Origin of the sequence: Roseibacillus persicicus (assembly GCF_014651675.1) — a bacterium.
GTDB lineage: Bacteria > Verrucomicrobiota > Verrucomicrobiia > Verrucomicrobiales > Akkermansiaceae > Roseibacillus > Roseibacillus persicicus.
Genome location: NZ_BMXI01000022.1, coordinates 1 through 19,175, shown reverse-complemented (window position 1 = coordinate 19,175; position 19,175 = coordinate 1). Strand labels below are relative to the sequence as shown.

General features: G+C 53.3%; 8 protein-coding genes. 3 read left to right on the top strand and 5 right to left on the bottom strand.

Annotated elements, in window-relative coordinates; translation table 11 throughout:
- Positions 1-55 precede the first annotated feature (55 nt).
- Positions 56-2,722 carry a BNR repeat-containing protein gene (locus tag IE099_RS19405; RefSeq protein ID WP_189574037.1) on the top strand — a complete coding sequence of 889 codons (2,667 nt, stop codon included), beginning with the start codon at positions 56-58 and terminating at the stop codon, positions 2,720-2,722.
- A gap of 397 nt (positions 2,723-3,119) precedes the next feature.
- A complete protein-coding gene (locus IE099_RS19400) occupies positions 3,120-5,663 on the top strand; it encodes an autotransporter-associated beta strand repeat-containing protein (protein WP_189574035.1) in 2,544 nt (847 codons plus the stop codon).
- A gap of 698 nt (positions 5,664-6,361) precedes the next feature.
- Here the strand turns inward: IE099_RS19400 and IE099_RS19395 are convergent.
- A complete protein-coding gene (locus tag IE099_RS19395; protein ID WP_189574031.1) occupies positions 6,362-7,069 on the bottom strand; it encodes a hypothetical protein in 708 nt (235 codons plus the stop codon).
- Between the two features lie 44 nt (positions 7,070-7,113).
- Positions 7,114-10,713 (bottom strand): pilus assembly PilX family protein, encoded by a 3,600-nt coding sequence (locus IE099_RS19390; RefSeq protein ID WP_189574028.1) that lies wholly within the window; start codon positions 10,711-10,713, stop codon positions 7,114-7,116.
- Between the two features lie 314 nt (positions 10,714-11,027).
- Between IE099_RS19390 and IE099_RS19385 the strand changes: the two genes are divergently transcribed.
- A complete protein-coding gene (locus IE099_RS19385; protein ID WP_189574025.1) occupies positions 11,028-12,431 on the top strand; it encodes a sulfatase-like hydrolase/transferase in 1,404 nt (467 codons plus the stop codon).
- A 52-nt stretch (positions 12,432-12,483) separates the two neighbouring features.
- Here IE099_RS19385 and IE099_RS19380 read toward each other — a convergent pair whose 3' ends face one another.
- The 3 genes from IE099_RS19380 to IE099_RS19370 form a co-directional block, all read right to left on the bottom strand.
- Positions 12,484-13,968, bottom strand: a complete 1,485-nt coding sequence (locus tag IE099_RS19380; protein WP_189574022.1) for a sulfatase — start codon at positions 13,966-13,968, stop codon at positions 12,484-12,486.
- 141 nt (positions 13,969-14,109) lie between these two features.
- Positions 14,110-16,623, bottom strand: coding sequence for an autotransporter-associated beta strand repeat-containing protein (locus IE099_RS19375; protein WP_189574020.1), 2,514 nt, complete (start codon positions 16,621-16,623; stop codon positions 14,110-14,112).
- A 367-nt stretch (positions 16,624-16,990) separates the two neighbouring features.
- Positions 16,991-19,081, bottom strand: coding sequence for a PKD domain-containing protein (locus IE099_RS19370; protein ID WP_189574018.1), 2,091 nt, complete (start codon positions 19,079-19,081; stop codon positions 16,991-16,993).
- Positions 19,082-19,175: the final 94 nt, after the last annotated feature.

Sequence of the window (19,175 nt, the reverse complement as noted above, 5' to 3'; positions counted from 1 at the left end):
TCCCAAATTTTTGGGGACTTGTCGTATTCCAAGACTCAGGCAATTGAACAAACTCATGCGGCATCCACCTTTCCTCTCGACCACAACTTTGCTTGCTCTCGCTCTGAGCCATTCTTTGTTTGGCCAGGATTTGGTGGTCTTGGGCGACGACATCGTCGATCCCAACGCTCTCAATTTCTCATCCTCTGCCGCGAACTTCAGCCAGAATGTGAATGGTCGCACCTATCAGCGGCATCCGATGACAACCTTCAAAGGTTATCAGTATACGACCTACTACGACCAGGATCGCCAAGTCTGCGTCGGACGTCGCAAATTGCCTTCGGGCACTTGGGAGGTGATTCGTTACCCTGACTACAACATCACTAACAATGACTCTCACAATTCGACAGCGATAGGAATCTGCCATCTGGATGGCACCATTCACCTCGCCTTCGACCATCACGCGGATCCACTCAACTACCTCGTTTCGACCCCCGGCGCAGCCAGCGAACCCGAAACGGTCGAATGGAACTCCGCTCTCTTTGGCTCGGTCTCTAACCAACTCGGCTCCGTTTCGGTAGGCAGCAGCTTCACATACCCGACCTTCTTCAATGCCCCCAATGGCGACCTGATGCTCTACTATCGCGACGGTGGCTCGGGCAATGGAGACGGGATGTTGCAAGAATACGACGGCACCACCAGCCAATGGAGTGCCGGGATGGGAAAAATCATTTCCAAAAACGGCAGCTACACTGGGGCGGTTTCCACCAATAGCTCGAGCCGAAACCCTTATCTCAATGGTATCTCCTACGGCGGCAATCGCTTGCATGTTTCCTGGGGATGGCGCGAGAGCTCCAATGGCTCCAGCAACAACCATGACCTCAATTATGCCTATAGCGACGACCATGGCCGAACTTGGTTCAACTCCGCCGGCAGTCAGATTGGCACCATTGGTTCGGGCGCTCTTTCCATAGATTCACCGGGTCTCGTCGTCGCCGCTATTCCCCAGAATACCGGCCTGTCGAACCAGTTCACCCACTACGCTTATCCGGACGGAAGCTGCCATATCATGCTCTCATATCATGAAGCGGGAACGTCCACTCGTCGATACCACCACCATTGGCGGTCCGCCTCCGGCACTTGGCATTATTCGGTCCTCCCTTTGAACGGAAGCCGTCCCAAATTGGTAGGCGAAGACAATGGCAATCTCTTCCTCGCCTATGCGTCCGGAAATAGGCTCCGAATTGCGAAGGGTACGCCTCACGCCAACCAGAGTCATTGGAACTGGTCCCTGATTCACACCCAGTCGGATTCGACCGAAGGGGGCGAAGGCCATATCGACACGACCCGCTGGGAGTTGGACAACGTCCTCTCGGTCTACGGACAGGAGAAAGCAAATTCCGATGGGGCTGCCACTTCTCTCCACATCCGCGACTATCAAGTTTCCACCCGTGCGGTTCAACCCATCCCTTTCCCCGAGACCTGCGGGGTCAGCCCCTCCGCCCTGCAATGGACCCCGGGGTTCAATGCCATCGCGCATCACGTCTACTTGGGAACGGATCCCAATGCCGTCCAAGCGGCTTCCCAAACGTCTACGGAATTCAGGGGCGAATTCTCCTCATCCAGCTATCTTCTTCCCTCGCCCCTCGCCGGAGCGACCACTTACTTTTGGCGAATCGACGAAGTCGACAGCAGCAACAATATCCGAGAGGGAAAGGTTTGGTCCTTCACCACTGCCGCGACTCCGTCAATTGAGGACGGGGTCCTCCTTTCCCTCTCCAGCGATGCCAGCATACGCGACATTCCAGATGTCATCGACACGGACAGCAACACCACTTTGCTCGGCACCGGAGGCCCCTCAGGTGCACGAGTTGATCGCTGCACGGTCTTCGTTTTTCAGCTGCCCAATCTGGGAGTGGTTGAGTCCCCGTTCACTCACGCAACCCTTCAATTCGAATACACCGATAAGGATGGCAACCTCGAGGTCTGCGACCTTTACGGGCTTGGCCGTAGAAATTCTGAAGCCGTTCTCGCCCAAGACTACTACGGGCAGACTCGTTCCCTGGATCCGAGCGACGCGACCTTTTTCCAAGGCGGCATTTTGGACAATAGCACTCCGTTCGGCATCATCACCACCTCCACGGCTGGAGAGAGTGCGCTTGGGGATTACCTCAACGCCCAGTATGATGGTGGAGCCGGAGCAGGCAGCTACATTTTTCTTCGCCTCAATACCGCTGCCAACAGTGGCGGCATCAACCGGGCAAAGATCACCATGTCCGAGGGGGGAAGCAACTCTTCCGGCAGTGATACAAGACCTCAAATTCAATTTGGAACGACTAATACTGCGACCGAAGAAGAGAAATGGCGATACCAGCACTTCGGAACAATCATTCCTACCGGAACAGCCGACCCCCTTGCCGACCCCAACGAGGACGGCGAATCCAATTTCCTAGAGTTCGCCACTGGACAGGACCCTCACGGGACCAGTCTCGCCTCCACACCTCTCCGCCTCAGCCCAGAGCAAACCACGCTGATTTTCGAGTATCCGCGCAGTAGCGCGGCTCTCGCGGACAAACTTCCATTTATCGTCGAGTGGAGCGAAACCCTTCTTCCCGACTCATGGTCCACCGAGGGCGTTGCTGAGACTTTTGAAGCCGATGACCCATTCGTCCAACTAGTGAACATCAGCCTCCCTACGGGACGTAATGGACGCCGTTTCGTCCGGCTGCGGATCACCCGGTAAAACCTGACACTAGTTCATGGGACAAGACGAAATCGGACTTCATGCTAACGTCATCTGTCCTCGGAGTTTTTGGTTATCTCTAGGGCTGCTGCTGTCCGAAAGGCCAGCAGCATTTTTCAAATCAAGCCAAACAATCAAGAACCGATACCTATCGAGCAGCCTCCCTATTAGCTCCTCTCAGGAATTCCCTTGTGATCGCCCTCATTTCCGTCCTTCAACCTTCCAAAAGCCCAATTTCGATTTCTGAAACTGAAGACCCGGCTCATCTCACTTGTCACATCAATACGGGACAGGACAAGAACTGATTCTTTTGACTAGGGTGTATGAGATGAAGGCTATCTCTTGCGCCAGCTCTTTCACCACGAGAGGTGCCAAAATCCCCAAAAAAAACTAAGCAATGAAATTCAAAAATCCACCTATCACCCCGAGCTTGTGCTGGTCCGCACTCGCCCTCGGTATTTTATCAACCACAACCGGATATGCCCAAGTGGTCGCTGGTTGGGACACATGGGACAGCCCGACGGCTCCCTTTGTTTCTGTGCTTGCGACAGGAGTAGACGCCACCGCATCGGCATCCGGCGGCCAGGGAAACTGGACGAACAATGACGGTAGCGGCCGGGGCTCCAGCGACGACACCACCTGGGGCAGCTACAGCACAGGCGTCGCAGCAAGCACGATCACCGATGTGGGGCCAGCCAACTTCACTCTAACCAATGCCAAGACCGATGGCGAAATCACCTTCACCATCTTCAATGACGGAGTAGATGCCGTCGATTTGGATCTAGGCGCATTCAACTTCGATGCGGTAGCCTTCCGCCCCAAGGCTGCGCGAACATATGAGCTGGAAGTGCTATCGGGTAGCGATATTACCGAAGGGATCGTTTTCACATCGGAAGAAGGTGCCATCACCAGCCTTGGAGGAGGTCTTTCGGGCCACAGCCAGCACGATGAAATTGACATCGACCTCACCGGACTAGCCGACTCGACACTCGAGATCGGGGGCACTGCAATCTTTCAACTGAGGTTTACCGGCGGCGCAGGCGACGGTAGCGGTGGCCATCACCTCTTTCTCGACAACGTCGCGGTGACTCTGGTCTCCGACCTCACCAACAAGCTCGCCGTGACCTCGGTCCCCGCGACCGCCACCGCCGGGTCTGATTTTTCGGTCACGGTGGAAGCCCAGGATGTGAATGGCAATCCTCTCAATGTCTCTCAGGATACAGAGATTTCTCTCTCTCCTTCGGGTAGCGGCACTTTGACTGGAAACACTGCTACAATCCTCAGTGGGACGAGCTCAGTGACCCTCAACACGGTGCAATATACAGCGGCAGAGGACATCACCCTCGCTGCCGCCCAAACCAGCGGCGACCCACTCCTGCTGAGCGAAGAGAGCACGGTAATCACCGTTTCGGCCGGGCTGGGAACAGAACTCACCATCGAAACCGAGAGCGACGGCTCCGGTTCAGTCGTGGGAGATATGTCCGCATTCTTGGGTAATCCTTTCGAGGTCTTCGCAATTTCCCGTGACTCATCCGGAAACTTCGTCGACCTGGAAACTGCTGCTGAATTCTCACTTATCAACATCACAGGCGAAATCGATGCCAACGACTTGTTCGACAACTTCGATGGCAGCGCCACTTTCACTCCCAACCTGAATGGCACAGCCAACATCAGTGCCGCCGTTGAAGGATTCACCGACGCTGTCTCCGGACTGATAACGGTAGCAGACCTGGTCAATCGCTATGATGGCGGAACCAATTCTTCTCCAAACTGGAGCTCTGCGATTGTGTGGGAAGCTGACACTCTTCCGGTCTTTGACAACCAAACCGATATCTTCCTCTTCGAAGATAGCATCTCCAAGCGAAACCACTATCTCGGGATTCCACTCGACGGAATCGAGAAGAGCGTTCGCTCAGTCAACTTCAACGAAGCCACCACCGGGAACCTCATCGTCAGTTATGTGCAGAACGGATTGAGCAATTCGGTCGATCTGATCTTCGACACCGATTCGACAACCGAGCCGGCAGAGTTCAATGTCGACGCAATATGCGCGACCAACATCACCTTCGGGGGCTCCAACGGCGCTCTTCCGGAGGCAGGTCAAACAGTCCTGGCCGACGACCTTCTCGTCACTCACAACGGCACTGGCTACCTTCGATTGAATAGCGTGATTAGCGAAATGGGTGGCTCCTACGGCATCACAAAAGCTGGCACCGGAACACTGGAACTGCTGGGAGACAACACCTACACCGGCACCACAACTGTCAGTGACGGTATTCTGTTTCTGGATGGAAATGCCATCAACGACAGCGGAACTCTGGTCGTCGAAGGCACGGGACAAGTGGAAGTCGCTTTCGGGGAGACTGAGAGTGTCACCTCGCTGATCATTGGCGGAGTCGCTCAAGCAGACGGAACCTATGGTCCGACCGGCTCAGGTGCAGACACCATCGATGATGTCAATTTCACTGCAGGATCTGGCCTCATCAACGTGGGCGCTCCCGTGCTTGATGCTTACGAGATTTTCGCCTCAGTCATCACGAATGCTGCGGATAGAGACCTCGAGGACGATCCGGACGGGGACGGAATTCCCAACGGAATTGAATTTGTGATTGGAGGAACTCCCCTTGATGGGAGCGACCTTTCCCTCCTTCCCACAGCCCAGGTTGTGAATACCGACCTCGGTAACGGTCCAACGGACTACTTACTCTACAGCTACCGCTCGGTAGCTGACGCAGCTCTTGTGGATCCAGGGGTCGAATATGACACCAATCTGCTAGCTGACCCTTGGACCTTTGCTCTCGATGGTTTCGATGGAATTGTAATCGAAGTAATGCCAAATGGTTACGGCGAAGGAGTCGACAGAGTTGACACTTACCTTCCGGCTAGCCTTGCAGTGGATGGAAAGCTCTTTGCGCGCTTGAGCGCTGTTTCCCAAAACTAGTCTTTTCCATTGCGCTTGAAGGCCCGCTTCGTGAAAACGGAGCGGGCTTTTTTACGCTGAGGCGGATAGAACCCATCACTCCCCTTTTGTTCCTAAAGGGCGCCACGTTTCAACAAAACGGCTCAAGAAGCATCCTTCAGCCACACTCCATCTGGGACCAATCACGCGTTCGACCGGGATTCATCGAGCACAGGGTTGGGGCTCGTGACTCACCCTTTCTTCATCATTCGTCCGGGCACGGTCCATCCAAGGTCCAAGGTAAAGACCGATTCTAATTTCTTAACGAGCTAGCCCGAGAAAAGCTCAAACCCACATCCACGTTCAAACGATGTCCGATGAGAATTTTTCACTTCGCACGCGCCTTCGCAAATCTTTGCCCCTACTTCCGACCTCGAAGCGCCGCCGAAACATCCAAGGGATTCCTCAGGGCTAGACTTTGAAAAAAAGAACCGAGGGGAAAAATTACCTTTCTGGCTTTCGTCTTACATCCGAAGTGCAGCTATCAAACTTAGGAAGCAGAAAGAACTGAGTCAGAAGTCCGGCACAGCACGAGCGAATTGACGATGCGCAGATGTCAGGGCCTCGCGTACTTCCCTCACAACTTCATTCAAATGACGCTCCAATTTTGAGCACAAGGAACTCTGGACACGACCCTCCGTCTTTCGAAGGACTCCGACAGGAGTCGGAATCGCCCGCAGCTACTTCTTTTCCTGCTGCTCTTGCAACAGCGCCTTCAGAACCGGGAGCCCATCCTCATACCCACGCATTTCGACAGTTTTGGACTTGGGATTCCCGAAAGCAATTTGAAGGTTACGCTTGGTAGGGATAACATCCCAAAAACCTGTACTCAATCGCTTCCACTCATCTCCATCCTGATAGTATGCGAAGTAGGAAACTTGACCATTGGCTTTCTGATTCTTGAATTTCGAGATCAACTTGGTCTCCCCTGGTTGGATCTGAATCGGATTCTCACCAACGATGAACCGAAGAGCCTTGGGACTCATGTTGGCGATTTGAAAAGACGCGAGCGGAAACTCTTTGCTGGAATCGTCGAGCACCACGACCTTGTAGGGCTGCTCAGCGCTAGGCAGAGGGAAGAAGACGAGCAGAGCTTCCGTGATCCCCTTTTCAATCTTTACCTTACTCCACTCATCGAAGCCGTCGGCACCAGGTTCTCCGATCAGGATAAAGTCCTCCGACACAGTCATCTTTTTCTGCTGGGGCTCCAAATATTTCACGAGCTTACAGTCAATCGATGATTGGCCCTCGGCATCCCCCGCCAAAGTGACTTCTTTGACTCGGTTCGAATAGCCGAAACAAAGAGTCCGGACTTCCAGAGAGCGAGGAGACTGGGCTTGCAAGGGAGAGAGTCCGGCAAGGGCAAAGAGAACAATATATCGAATCATAAATCTAAAATGGTTGAATTGAAGGGCTTAACAACAGGTTTCACTCAAACCTCATCTGCCGTCATCCAGCGGAAGGAGACGACCTCGAAGCGGCGGCCGAAAGTCTGGTTCACAGGATTGAGTTCGTCAAAGGGCGTTCCAGCGGTCTGCTTGGAGTCGACGAATTCTGGCACCCGCTGAACAATCGCTTCACACCAGGCTTCGGCTTGAATCTCGCCATTCCGAGCCATCGAATTGCCATAAGAACGAATGCGGAAAGTATCGGACCGAACCGAAATCACCGAGCCCAAATGCTGCAAGAGATCTCCCTGAATCAAGGTCGCGGGAGAACCTTCAGCTGTGTTTCCGCGAAGAGCTTCAGGATTGGTGACCCGGGCGTCGATATTATTAATCCCGACCCCATCCTCCAAAGAGAAAAGCTCACCTTCGAACCCCTCTCCCGGCTGACTGGACTGCTCCTGCGGGTCATTGGCCAAGTCAATTGCGGTTTGCAAGACCCCCCGGTTGGTGAAGCTTTCATTCGAACGACCAACCCGACGATTCACGAATTCTGAAAGGGACAGGAAGGGGCCCTTGTCTTCCGAACACCGCAACTTGATTTGTTCCACGATCTGCTCGGCCAGAAGCTCAGCCTTTTCTTCAGTCAATTGATGGAATCCCAACCAACGTTCCGCTCGGCGCAGGCCATCATTTCCGACGTCTCCCGATCCGGCGGCCCGCTCCAAGTCCCCGAGCCTCTCGCTGTAACTTGGCAGCAAGCGAGTGAAAGCACCGGCCCCTTTCACTTCATGCTCGTTTGCATCGCGAGTAGGCACACTGACATCAAAGGCGCTCAGCAGAAGAGCCTTCCACGCCTTCACCGAAGTCGAATGAATATTGAACGGGCCCATCAACATCTGACTCGCCGCAATCTCACGCGAAGCAAAGTCAGGGTCTGCCGCTAGTTCGGTGACCACGTCTTCCTTGGAGCGACCTTTCCCTAAATACGGCTGGAGACGAGGAGTGAGAGTGCTGTTGCCGTCAAAGAACTCTTCAAGGGATCGCTTGTTGCTGCTTCCTCCATTTTTACTCAACCCCGAGAAGTAGAAGCTGTCCCACAGTCGCTGGTTGAGAAGATAGGAATGGTCAACGAAAGTCCCTGAGACCACCGAGTTCGAATCCAGAAGAGGATGAGCAAACGAGTTACCCAACGGATAGTTAAAGAACGGTGGCTTGACTGCTGATATCAGATTAGCGGCCTGAAACTGTCCCAATGAAACCATGGGGCTTGTCGGAAGAACGAACATGGGAGTGGCCGTCAGTCCATATTCCGCACTCTGTCCGGAACCGAAGTATCCCCGGTTCGTATTGGGATCAATTTCAACCATGGGAAAGGAGTTGATGGAATTGACCTCGCGAAAACTAAACTCATAGCTTTGCAGCGGCTGCGGTGCCTCGTTCTCATCCTGTTCATAGGCAGTCAGAACAGGGTTACCAAACAACCATCCTTTGGTCGGGCTTAGAAGATTGCGAGATGACTTGGCTGTCATGGTGAAAACGGCAAATGGAGTCTTTCCGCCTCGTGTGGTGTCGGAGGCCTGTTGCAGGAGAGTCACTGCTGGAAACTTTCTTTCAATCAAGGTGTCCGCATCCTCCTCGTAGAGCAGCTCCTTTTCCCGAACGGTGAAGGAACTTCCTAGAATCTTGTCGCTCTCGATTCCTCCGATCCGATCCATCTCAACCAACATTGTGAAGTCCTGCCGTTGATCATCTTCGCTATCTGAGTTGGCATCGTTGTTAGAGAGCTTTGCCTTGACGATAATCGAATCCTGCGGCCTCAATGCGACCGAGTGATAGGAACCGGAACGAACCGGGTCCTTCTTCTCAAATGGATAAAGACTGAGAGGATTTCGGTTCTCATGGTTCCGCGACAGGTGATCGAATCGGAAGCCACCCACCGTGTTCCATCCCTCGACGAGGTCCACATCCTTGATCAGCGAACGCTGGTTACCCGCACCCACGGTGTCCGAGCCAACAATCGAAAAGTCATCCATGACGCTCCCCCAGTTCTGCCCCTCCTTGACGAATGAAGAGAAGATTTTGTTCTCGCCGGGCTGGAGAACAATCGGGTCACGGTTCATCCCTTCTGCCATATTGCCGCCCCGGATGTTGAATGAAAAATTACTAATCGCATCGTTCTTGCCCCCGCCATGGACGAAGTGAGACAGAGGCCAATACGAACGGCTGCTGCGACCTCCTCCCCGTTCAACCACACGGAAGTCATACTCTTCTCCCCCTTCCCCTTTGCCAAAACGAAAGGCGACTGGAATCTTATCCAAACCGATTGACAGAGACTCGAATTCAATTGGAACCGAATAGGGATTCCAAAGAGTAACGATGGGCTCAAACACCAGCCAAGGCCGCAAGTGCCGGCCTGCATAGCGGCGGTCAGCGGTGGCATACTTTGGTGCCAGATTGTGCCGATCTTTCAGATTCAAGGGATGCGTGACCATTGAAAACACGATCTGCATCTTGGCAATGACCGGCTTCAAGGTCAGCTGCTCGGGGCTTGAATCATTCGCATCATATCGTGGCTCGGTAATATTCCGAGTCACGTCGATAGGTTGAACCGAGCCTCCTCCCTGGAAGGATAGATACTGGTTGTAGTAGTCAGACAAGTACGACCAATGAGGATCGGCAACTCCAATCGGATCGGTGGTCTCGGAATAGACCCTTTCCCCGTCGAGAAGCCTTTCCTCGAGAATCGTTGTTAAATCCCGCTTGAGGCCCCCTTTCCTAACATCGGAAAGGACCCCTCGTGAATAGGTGGTGAAATCGAAAAAATGCTTTTGGGAAATCGAATTATCCCCTCCCACATCTGCGGCAGCATCCAAGGTTCGACTCGAGATCAATCGAGCCCATTCCTTCTCATCACTTGGATTGTAACCTTGAAGCTCGAGCGCGTCGCGATGGAAGCGCTCGGGAAATGTCAAACTCGATGCCAGATGCTCACCATCCTTGGGCCGTGCTTCATCTCGAATCAAATCGATGCGTGCTTTGGTATCCTCGGAAAGAACGGTCCAAGCGTATTGCCCCTTCTCAATTCCACCTTCATCTTCGGTAGACAAAGAAACTAGTTCGCTCACCACTGGCTCTTCATCACTCATTGTGCCGTATGAGCCTTCTCCGAGAAGCTCTACCGTCTTTCCGCTTGGCAGGGTCGCAGCGTAGTCTACCTCCTGACCGCTGTTTTCGCTCGACTGGCGACTTGTCAACCACCCACGAAAGCGGTCCTTTTTTTCCCGGAGGTAGTCGGGAGCGCCGGATGAAGCCAAGGGATCCCATGACCACGATTCCCAAGCTCCCACCAGGTGTGGCTGTGCAGCACCCGCAACGAAAGCGGCAGCAGGGGCCGAAACCGCGCGGTCACTCCCCATCGTCCTCTGCAGCTCCGAGATTGCCAGCTGAAGCCCCAACCGGGCATTCCCCTGAGCTTCGCGAAAGGCCTGCTCATTCCCCGAGCTCCTCAGTGTGGCTGACGAGAGAGACAATAGCCCCACTGCAATCAGAGAGAGCAGAACTAGCATCGTCACGGTGATGATAAGCGAAAATCCCGCTTCAGTCTGGTGAGTCCTGGCGGCTTTTAACAAGAATGGGTTCTTCATGGGTTCGCGGGTTTACAAATGATATACGGGATAAATATGAGATTCGAATGAGTTTCTGACAAGTCATCTCTTGTCACAAAAACAGGCTACAACCTGTCTCTCCTTCAAACCGTCTCCACAGAAAAACCCTAGGGACATCTGACTTTTAGCCAGATTCTCCGTGCCTTGGCAATAGGAATCAAAACAGCCTGCGTTCACTCTTCGGCGCAAAAAAAACCATCCCTCGAAGATGAGCTAGCCAAGTAATACACGGTCTGTAGAATCATGAAAGAATCAGTTCTTAAATTCCAGAATTCAGCCTCTCTATTCTCAAAATGAAGAAGTCTCACCTTTTCTGCGCAGCAATCGCTTTTTTCGCCAATATCACCTCGGCCCATTCACGCGAAAAACCGAACATCCTCTTCATCCTGACTGACGACCTGGGATTCAACCAGATTGGTGCCTATGGGGACACGCCCATTCAAACCCCGAATCTGGACCAGCTGGCAGCCAACGGCATTCGCTTCACCCAAGCCTATTCGGGAAACACGGTCTGCTCTCCTTCGCGGGTCTCACTCTTTACCGGACGGGACGGCAGGCTGATGGAGAATAATTCGAACACCGTCCAGCTTCGCGATATTGACGTCACCTTCGCCCACGTCCTGAAACATGCCGGTTACGATACGGCCCTTTTCGGAAAGTATTCCATTGGTTCCCAGATGGGTGTCACCGATCCCCTCGCAATGGGCTTCGACACTTGGTATGGCATGTATTCAATTCTCGAGGGCCATCGCCAATATCCGCACTTTTTGTGGCGCGATGGTCGGCAGATTCGCATTCAGGAGAACGAGGGAGGCAAGAAGGGAGCCTACGCGCAGAGACTCTTTACTGATGAGACCATATCCTATCTCAAGGAAGAGAGGACGAGTCCTTTTTTCGTAATGCTCTCCTACTCCTCGCCTCACGCCGAACTGGCTGCACCCGAAGAATTTGAAAAGCCCTATCGAGGACGATTTCCGAAGGCCCCCTACTCAGGAGTGGTGGATGGACAGCCGTCCGACAAGTATGCCTGGTATTATCCCGAACCTGTCCCACATCCCCATGCCACCCTTGCTGGGATGGTGACTGCGCTCGACTCTTATGTGGGGGAGATCATCACAACCCTCAAAGCTCAGGGTCTCTATGAGAACACCCTCATCTTCTTCACTTCCGATAACGGTCCCCACGACGAGGGCGGAGCCGATCCTCAGTTCTTTAAAGCCTCCGCCCCCTACAAAGGCATGAAGCGGGACCTTTACGAAGGCGGAATCCATGTTCCCATGATCGTGAGCTGGCCTGCAGCGATTCAGGAAGCCCGCGTCGACGACACTCCGTGGGCGTTCGCAGATGTCCTGCCGACCTTTGCTCAACTTGCAGGCGTCTCCCTCGACCTGGTTCCACGCGTCAAGACCAACGGAACTTCCATAGTCCCTCGTCTCGGCGACTCTCCCGAAGAACTCCCCGAACGCTACCTCTACTGGGAGTTTGGGAAACAAGCCGGAGATCCGAACTCAGGAATCATCGGCGACGTCTTTCAGGCAGCCCGCCGAGGCCCATGGAAGGCTGTCCGCTACACCATGCAAGGCCCCGTCGAGCTCTACAACCTCGACTCCGATCCCGGTGAAGAAACTGAACTTTCCAATTCCGAACCAGAAATCCATCGCGAGTTCAGCGAACTCTTGGAGAAGTATAAGGACTAGCCGGTCATTGCCACCATCAACACAGTGGCAAAGTCTTGGAGTTCGCTTGTTGCTATTTGTTCGCAGGGTTCAGCCGACTTTCCTTCACTCTCCGCGCCGCGTCCAACTGCTTGGAAAGCTCGGCAACTAGCTCCGAATACTCTGAATCGGCTGCGAGGTTCTTATCTGGAAACTGTGTCTCTTGGTGGTCGTAGAGAGCCCTAGCCACGACTTCTTGAGTATCGAATTTGATCCATTCGATGTAACGCCAGCGCTCATTGCGCAGCGCGTATCCCATTTGTGAACCACGGGGATATTGCATGAAAGCAAAGGGACGAAACTTGCGCTTCGGATCCTCTAACACAGGAGCAAGAGACATTCCGTCACGTCCGGCGGGAACAGTGCCTCCAGTCATCTCTACAACGGTTGGAAAGAGGTCAACGATCTCCACGAGCGCGTGGGACCGCTTGCCCTGTTTTCCCCCGGGGGCTGAAACGATAAGAGGAACCCGGGTATCGACTTCGAAGTTGGTGTGTTTGCACCAGAGCCCATACTCACCCAGCTTGTATCCGTGGTCTCCCCACAGAATCACAAGGGTCTCCTCTCGCAAACCCAGCCTATCCAGCTCGGCCATCACCTTGCCAACCTGAGCATCGGCGAAGCTCACGCTCGCCGCATATCCGTGCCGAAGCTCCAGAGTCAATTCGTCACTCAATGGCCCTTCTGCCGGGATTCCGCGATAGCCACGCAATTCGTTCCACTTGGTGACCCCCAGTGAAGGAGCACCCTCTGGTAAGATACGCTCAGGAACCATAAACTGCTCACGTTCATACAGGTCCCAGTAGCGCTTGGGTGCGGCGAAAGGAAGGTGCGGCTTGGCGAATCCAACGCACATAAAGAATGGCTTCTCCTTGTTTTTCCGAAGGGATTCGATGGCCGCCTTCGCGACTTTACCATCACGATAGAGCTCGTCTGGTCCTTCGACCACCTCGATAGCCGGCCCCTTTCCTGCGGCACGAACTTCATCCACAGTTTTCCCACTTTTTTTGGCTTCAACGACTCGTTCTGCAATACGCGCCAGGGTCTCAGGATTGGCAAACTTTTCCCGCGAAATATCCGGGAGATCAGACCAATGCTCCTTGTCGTCAATCTGGTGGTGATAGACCTTGCCATACGAAGCAGTGAAGTAGCCTTGCTTCTGAAAATATCGCGGCAATGTCATGGCCTCTTTGTCGTGACGGCGCAAGGGAGTGAACAGGCCGTCGATCCCATTGTGGTCAGGATACTGCCCCGTCATCATGCTAATCCGTGAAGGTGCACAGAGCGCCTGCTGACAATAGGCCCGCTCAAAGAGAACCCCCTCCGAAGCCAAGGCATCGATTGCCGGACTCTGAATTTTGTCCACCCCATAGCATCCCAATTCGGGCCTGAGATCATCGATAAAGAAGATGAGGACATTCTTCTTCCCATCAGATTCCGCCAATAGCAGCGGACAACAGAGAAAGGTGGCTATCAATGCGCGCGAAACTGAACTGAACAGCGAGAGATTTTGTTTCATTCTAATATGGATAAGTCCCGAGTGTCCCCAATACTGCTTGAACAACCAAACAAAACACTCGCAATTGCTGTCCCCTCTTCTCGGGACACAAAAAAGCCTGCCTCGCTTTCACGAAGCAGACTTCAAAGTCCTCTTAGCAGATTACTGGGTAAGACGAACAGAAAGACGGGCAAAGATTTTTCCGTCAATAGCGAGGCTACTGGGGAGATAAACATCAACTCGATCAATGCCCGCTTCGAAGCCATTGCCAGTTGTCTGAATCACTACCCCGTTCACTCCATCAGCCGACAAGACCCAATCATCCCCTTGAAGGTCTGTATCATACTCAACACCAGGCGCCAAAGGAGCGACATCCGACCTAGAGCGATAGGTGAACTGAATATAATCCGAAGGTCCATTGCCCAGGTCCACATTCACGAACTCTCCTGTCGGCAAAAAGGCCAGGTCACTCGAGTCCAGAGGAGAACCGCCGATTACAAACTCGATTCCGTTAGGAATTCCGTCCCCATCAGGATCATCTTCGATACCTCTATCAGCCGGGTCCACTATCACTGAAACAAAGCTCTCATATGCATTCAACACGGGCGCCCCCACATTCACGAGACCCGAAGTAGCGGCGAAGTAGAGATCGTTGATGGTCTCTGCGCCTGAACCCGTGGGTCCATAGGTTCCATCGGCTTGCGCAATCCCGCCGAGCACTAGTGAGCCCACATTTTCAATGTTTCCTTCCGTGACCTGCACTTGGCCGGAGCCATCGATGGAGAGAGTCGCACTGTCGTGGATCGCTTTGCCATTGAGCAACAGGAGACCCTCGTTGACGGTCGTTGTGCCCGTGAAAGTATTTTCGGCGGCAAAGGAGACTGTGCCTGCGCCAGTCTTGATAATGCTTTTCGAACCATTCACCTCTGTAATGGGCACGTCAAACGTGAGAGTTCCCGTTCCTTCGTGCGTGATCAACAAATCATCGGCAAGAATGGTTACTCCATATTCGTTGGCAGTGCTCCCCACATTTCCAAGTTTGAAGCTACCTTCCGCTCCTGCATCAATATTAATCTCAGCGGGATTATCGACCGAGTCAGTGTCAAAGGTCAGATTCTCCGCTCCAGTCAATCCGTTCGTAGTGTATCTAACATTGAATGGAGAATCCGCAAACTCGTTGTAATTGAGCGAGCGGACAGTGTGGTTCCCTTGCAGATAGGTGTTTCTCTTGGTCGCACTAGCGTCGTGAAAAAACAGGTCCGTGGTATTGTCGAAATCCGGCAACACGCCGTTGAGCCAATGAGCGGCAACCGGCCAACTGGAAGCCCCCGTCGAAACCCAGCGATTTTGCAAAGGCTCGACAGTAATGAGCCCGGAATCAGCGTCAGCGAAACCTGTTAGAGATGCCCGGATATTGGCTGTTCCCAATCCCACTGCCAAGAAGTTCGCGCTACCATCGGTGAAGTCCAACAAATCGATCGCTTCGATATCTCCTGTCACATTGGCCAGGGTAAAGGTGGCGTCGGCGCTGAGTTCACTGTCGAGATAGTTACCAGCGGCATCCCGCAAGATGGCATAGACATTGAAATCTTCACCCGGCTGAAGAACGGTATCTCCAACTACTTCTCCGCTACCATCAATGGCGGTCTCAACCGTAAGGGTTGCGGCAGGACCTGCGACCACGGTTATCACGCCCGAAGAAACGAAATTGTTTGCCGCTCCACTTACCACAATTTCGGCACTACCAGGCCCAGTCGGAAAGAAAAGAGCGCTCTGATTATCCGCAGCCGGAACAAGGTCCGCCGCAGTGATATTGCCCTCGATGACATTGAGACTCCAACTGGCTGGAGCATTTCCAATGAACCCGTTGGAAGCGTCTCGACCAATAGAGAAAACAGTCAAAGCAGGATCTCCCGCAGTTAAAGTTTGAGAAGGAACCACGACCCCACTCCCATCATCGGCAGTTTCCACCCGCAAACTGTCCGCAATCGTGGCGGCATCAATTGAGGTGACAGTGAGGGTTCGCGTCACATTGCCATCATTGTTATCAGCAAATTGATATCGGTCATTGGCGTTTACCGGCCACTCCCAAGTGAAATTGTCATAGGAAATCCGAAACCAAACTTCAGCTTGGGTAGGATTTCCCGAAGCATCATAAAGCCCGGCAAACTGGGTAAGCGCCGCGCCTTCCAGACTGAAGGAAATAGTAGCTCCATTGGAAAGGTCGGTATTGTCAAAGGTTCCCACCAGAACTCCTGCACCGAGAGCAGTCTGACTCGACACAAAATCACCGCCACTAAAGTCAGTAAAATCATCGTGAGTCATCAGGCTCACCACCGCCGTGTGATTGGCCCCTGATTGAACCGCTGTGCTGGCCATATCAAATGTGAAAACCACCTCGGAGACAGACTCTCCAGCGGTAATTGAAGGAACCTGAAACCCCCAAACCGGTTCATTAACCCGCTGCGCAGTATTCCCGCCGCCCGCCCCCGAACGGTCGGCATTATTATTGGAGGGTCCCCAGGTAGGGGCACTTTCCGGGTCAGCTTGGAATTCACCCTGAAGGACTCCATAGCTGGAGGGCGTTCCACTCACAACTGTGAGAGCACTCGCACATTGTCCGATGCAGGCTGTTAGAAGCACCGATATATAAACGGATTTTTTTCTGAATTTCATTTTATTTGATGGGATCTTTGGTGTCGCTCTTACTTTCGATAGTTCTGCAAAACAAAGCTTGTTCCGCTTCACGAAAAGAAAGGATTCTTTTAAAGTTCCTCGGTTTGCCCCCGCATTGACAAGTTCAATTACGCCCAAAACCATTGCCTAATCTAACAAATCAGTGACTAAGCGATCATGGGGATTCTTTACGCAAAGTAGGGTTTTCATTCTACTTTCCAGTGAAGAACGTGCATAGAATTTCAGGAACGCAGGTGAATCAATGCCCTGCTGTCTGACTACAAATTTCCTCACCGGGATTCGTTTTCTGCGGCAAGGTCGAGGAACTTTGGCTTAAACCCACCATCCTCATTGAATCCTCCCATCCCTACTCCACGGCAATGCGGACAAAAAGAGTCTTCTCCGATCGGCCTTCTCCCGTGAGAGTGACTTCCACCTCTTGCACATCGTTATCTATCCGGACCTCTTGCCTAGCAGTCAGGTCTTGGAACCATTGAGATAAATTCTCAGAGGTCCAGATTTGGTAATCAAAGGTGCCACTCAAGGATGGGTTCCGGCGAGTGTAGCGAAAAGTGCCAGCGCTCTTGCTGAGACCTTCCGCAAAGGGATTCGCCGATCGACTGTCCATTGGGTTCAAGCCAAAAAGATACTCAACCCGATTGTTGAGCCCGTCTCCATCGGGATCTCCATTCTCGCTCGTGTCCAACTCAGTAGGAATAATCTGTCCGCGCGCCCAAACCGTGAAGTCGGAAGGAAGCACAACCACCTCCACCTCGTCGAAGGCACTATTTCCCTCATCATCAATCGCGGTCAGCCGAAAAAGGTAGGTCCCCTCCTTTAATCCGGAGGCTACGGGGTTGAGAGAGCCACTATCACTGAGCATCGCAATCGCTGGCCCAGATTCCTGAGTCCATACTGTCGAAGCCACCGCCCCATCATCGGAAGCACTCCCTGTTAGAATCACCTCATCAACCGGCAAGCTAATGGAAGCCCCCGCACCCGCCTCAACCTCAGGAGCTAATTTTGCGCCCTCAAGAACTGCATGAGTAACCGCAACATTGTCCACAAACAAATGGTGGCCACCCGAACCGTCCCCTTCCCCTCCCGTGAACGTGAGGCGCAGCGAAACTGATTCTCCCACAGCCAGGGTGTGGTCCGCCAACCCGGTCAGAGAAAGGTCGATGTCATCATGAGCTCCGTTGTTATTGGCTCCAGCGACGCTTGTTATCGCTTGATCGGCCGAGGTAAAAACCGTTCCTGCTGTTAGACCGCCTCCTGGCAACACTTCCAATCGGAAACTTCGTGCGGCCTTCGGCCGGAAGGCATACGCATCAAAATGAAAGCCATCCAGAACCAATGCCTGAGGACCATTGTTAGAAATCGTGAAAGTCAAAGTCCCGCCAGTGGTCGCGTTGAAAAGAGAGAGGTTCTCCTGATCTGCAACTCCGACACTCGCCGCGGGTTCTCCCACAAAGCTCCCCCAGGACCCGTCGTTACTCGCCCCCCGTTCATCGTTCACTCCCCAAGACAAGCCCTCGCTCGTAGCGGCCGCTGTGGCCGTAACGTTCGCGGCCAAAAAGGTCGGGTTCGGAGCCTCTCCATTGCTCCATTGGTCCCAAGCTGCCAGTAGCTCGATGCGGGCAGGATCTGCATCCTCGTGCTCTCTCAGCAGCAGGTTGCGCATCTCCACTGGAGTGGAGTTTCCGTCGCCCCCATTGGGTCCACCCGTCATCCACCAATACAGCATGCCAGCATCGGAACAATCGAACTTGTTGTTCTGAAAGCTCACCACGCCATCTTTCTCAGCATAATCCAGTTGGTCCCAGATCCACGCTATTCCAGGAGAGGAATGATTTTCAGCCCAATCCCAAAGCCCACTACTGATGAGCACCTGCAGCCCAACATTCTGGTCACCAACCTGATGCTCGGTTACCCCGAAATCCAGAATCTGCTGCCAGGTAAAAAAATCACCGCTATTGTCGTTTGCTGGATGATGCGAAATGACGTGCACATGCTGGCGCCTTGAAGGAATTGCTGCCTGCAGAGCATATCCGATCACATCCGGCTCCCCTGCTTCGATGATCCACAACGGATCCTCTACGCTGGAGGCATTGATCGCATTACGAAGATCATTGACTGCTTGCACATTGTATTCACCCACCATCGAGGTTCTGCAATTGTAGTAATTTACCAGCTTCTCAAAAGGCCCGAAGAAGTCGATTCCCTCCCCGCACAACTCATGCAACTTGTTCTGGCGGCGCAGCTCGTTGGTAGCATCAATCACCTGTCGACCGGGATTCCGAAATGGGTCCAAGTCGCAGGAATGTGAAAGGTGAACCAACTTGTCCCGCAAACCGGCCCCCTTGAAAAGCCCCAGCATCACCGCCGTCGCACCAATATCATCCGGATCGGGTGAATTGCCATCCGCCACAATGGCGATGCGACCCAGGGCGATCAAGCTAGGGATCCTACCGCAGATAGAAGGCAAAAAGTCTGGTACACCGCATCAAGGGGCCTCAAGTTATTGAATGCCTCGAAACCCAGATAAAATC

What these genes read in the sequence shown, in the direction of transcription:
- IE099_RS19405 (WP_189574037.1), top strand. Translation starts at nt 56, where the DNA reads ATGCGGCATCCACCTTTCCTCTCGACCACAACTTTGCTTGCTCTCGCT.
- IE099_RS19400 (WP_189574035.1), top strand. Translation starts at nt 3,120, where the DNA reads ATGAAATTCAAAAATCCACCTATCACCCCGAGCTTGTGCTGGTCCGCA.
- IE099_RS19395 (WP_189574031.1), bottom strand. Translation starts at nt 7,069, where the DNA reads ATGATTCGATATATTGTTCTCTTTGCCCTTGCCGGACTCTCTCCCTTG.
- IE099_RS19390 (WP_189574028.1), bottom strand. Translation starts at nt 10,713, where the DNA reads ATGAAGAACCCATTCTTGTTAAAAGCCGCCAGGACTCACCAGACTGAA.
- IE099_RS19385 (WP_189574025.1), top strand. Translation starts at nt 11,028, where the DNA reads ATGAAGAAGTCTCACCTTTTCTGCGCAGCAATCGCTTTTTTCGCCAAT.
- IE099_RS19380 (WP_189574022.1), bottom strand. Translation starts at nt 13,968, where the DNA reads ATGAAACAAAATCTCTCGCTGTTCAGTTCAGTTTCGCGCGCATTGATA.
- IE099_RS19375 (WP_189574020.1), bottom strand. Translation starts at nt 16,623, where the DNA reads ATGAAATTCAGAAAAAAATCCGTTTATATATCGGTGCTTCTAACAGCC.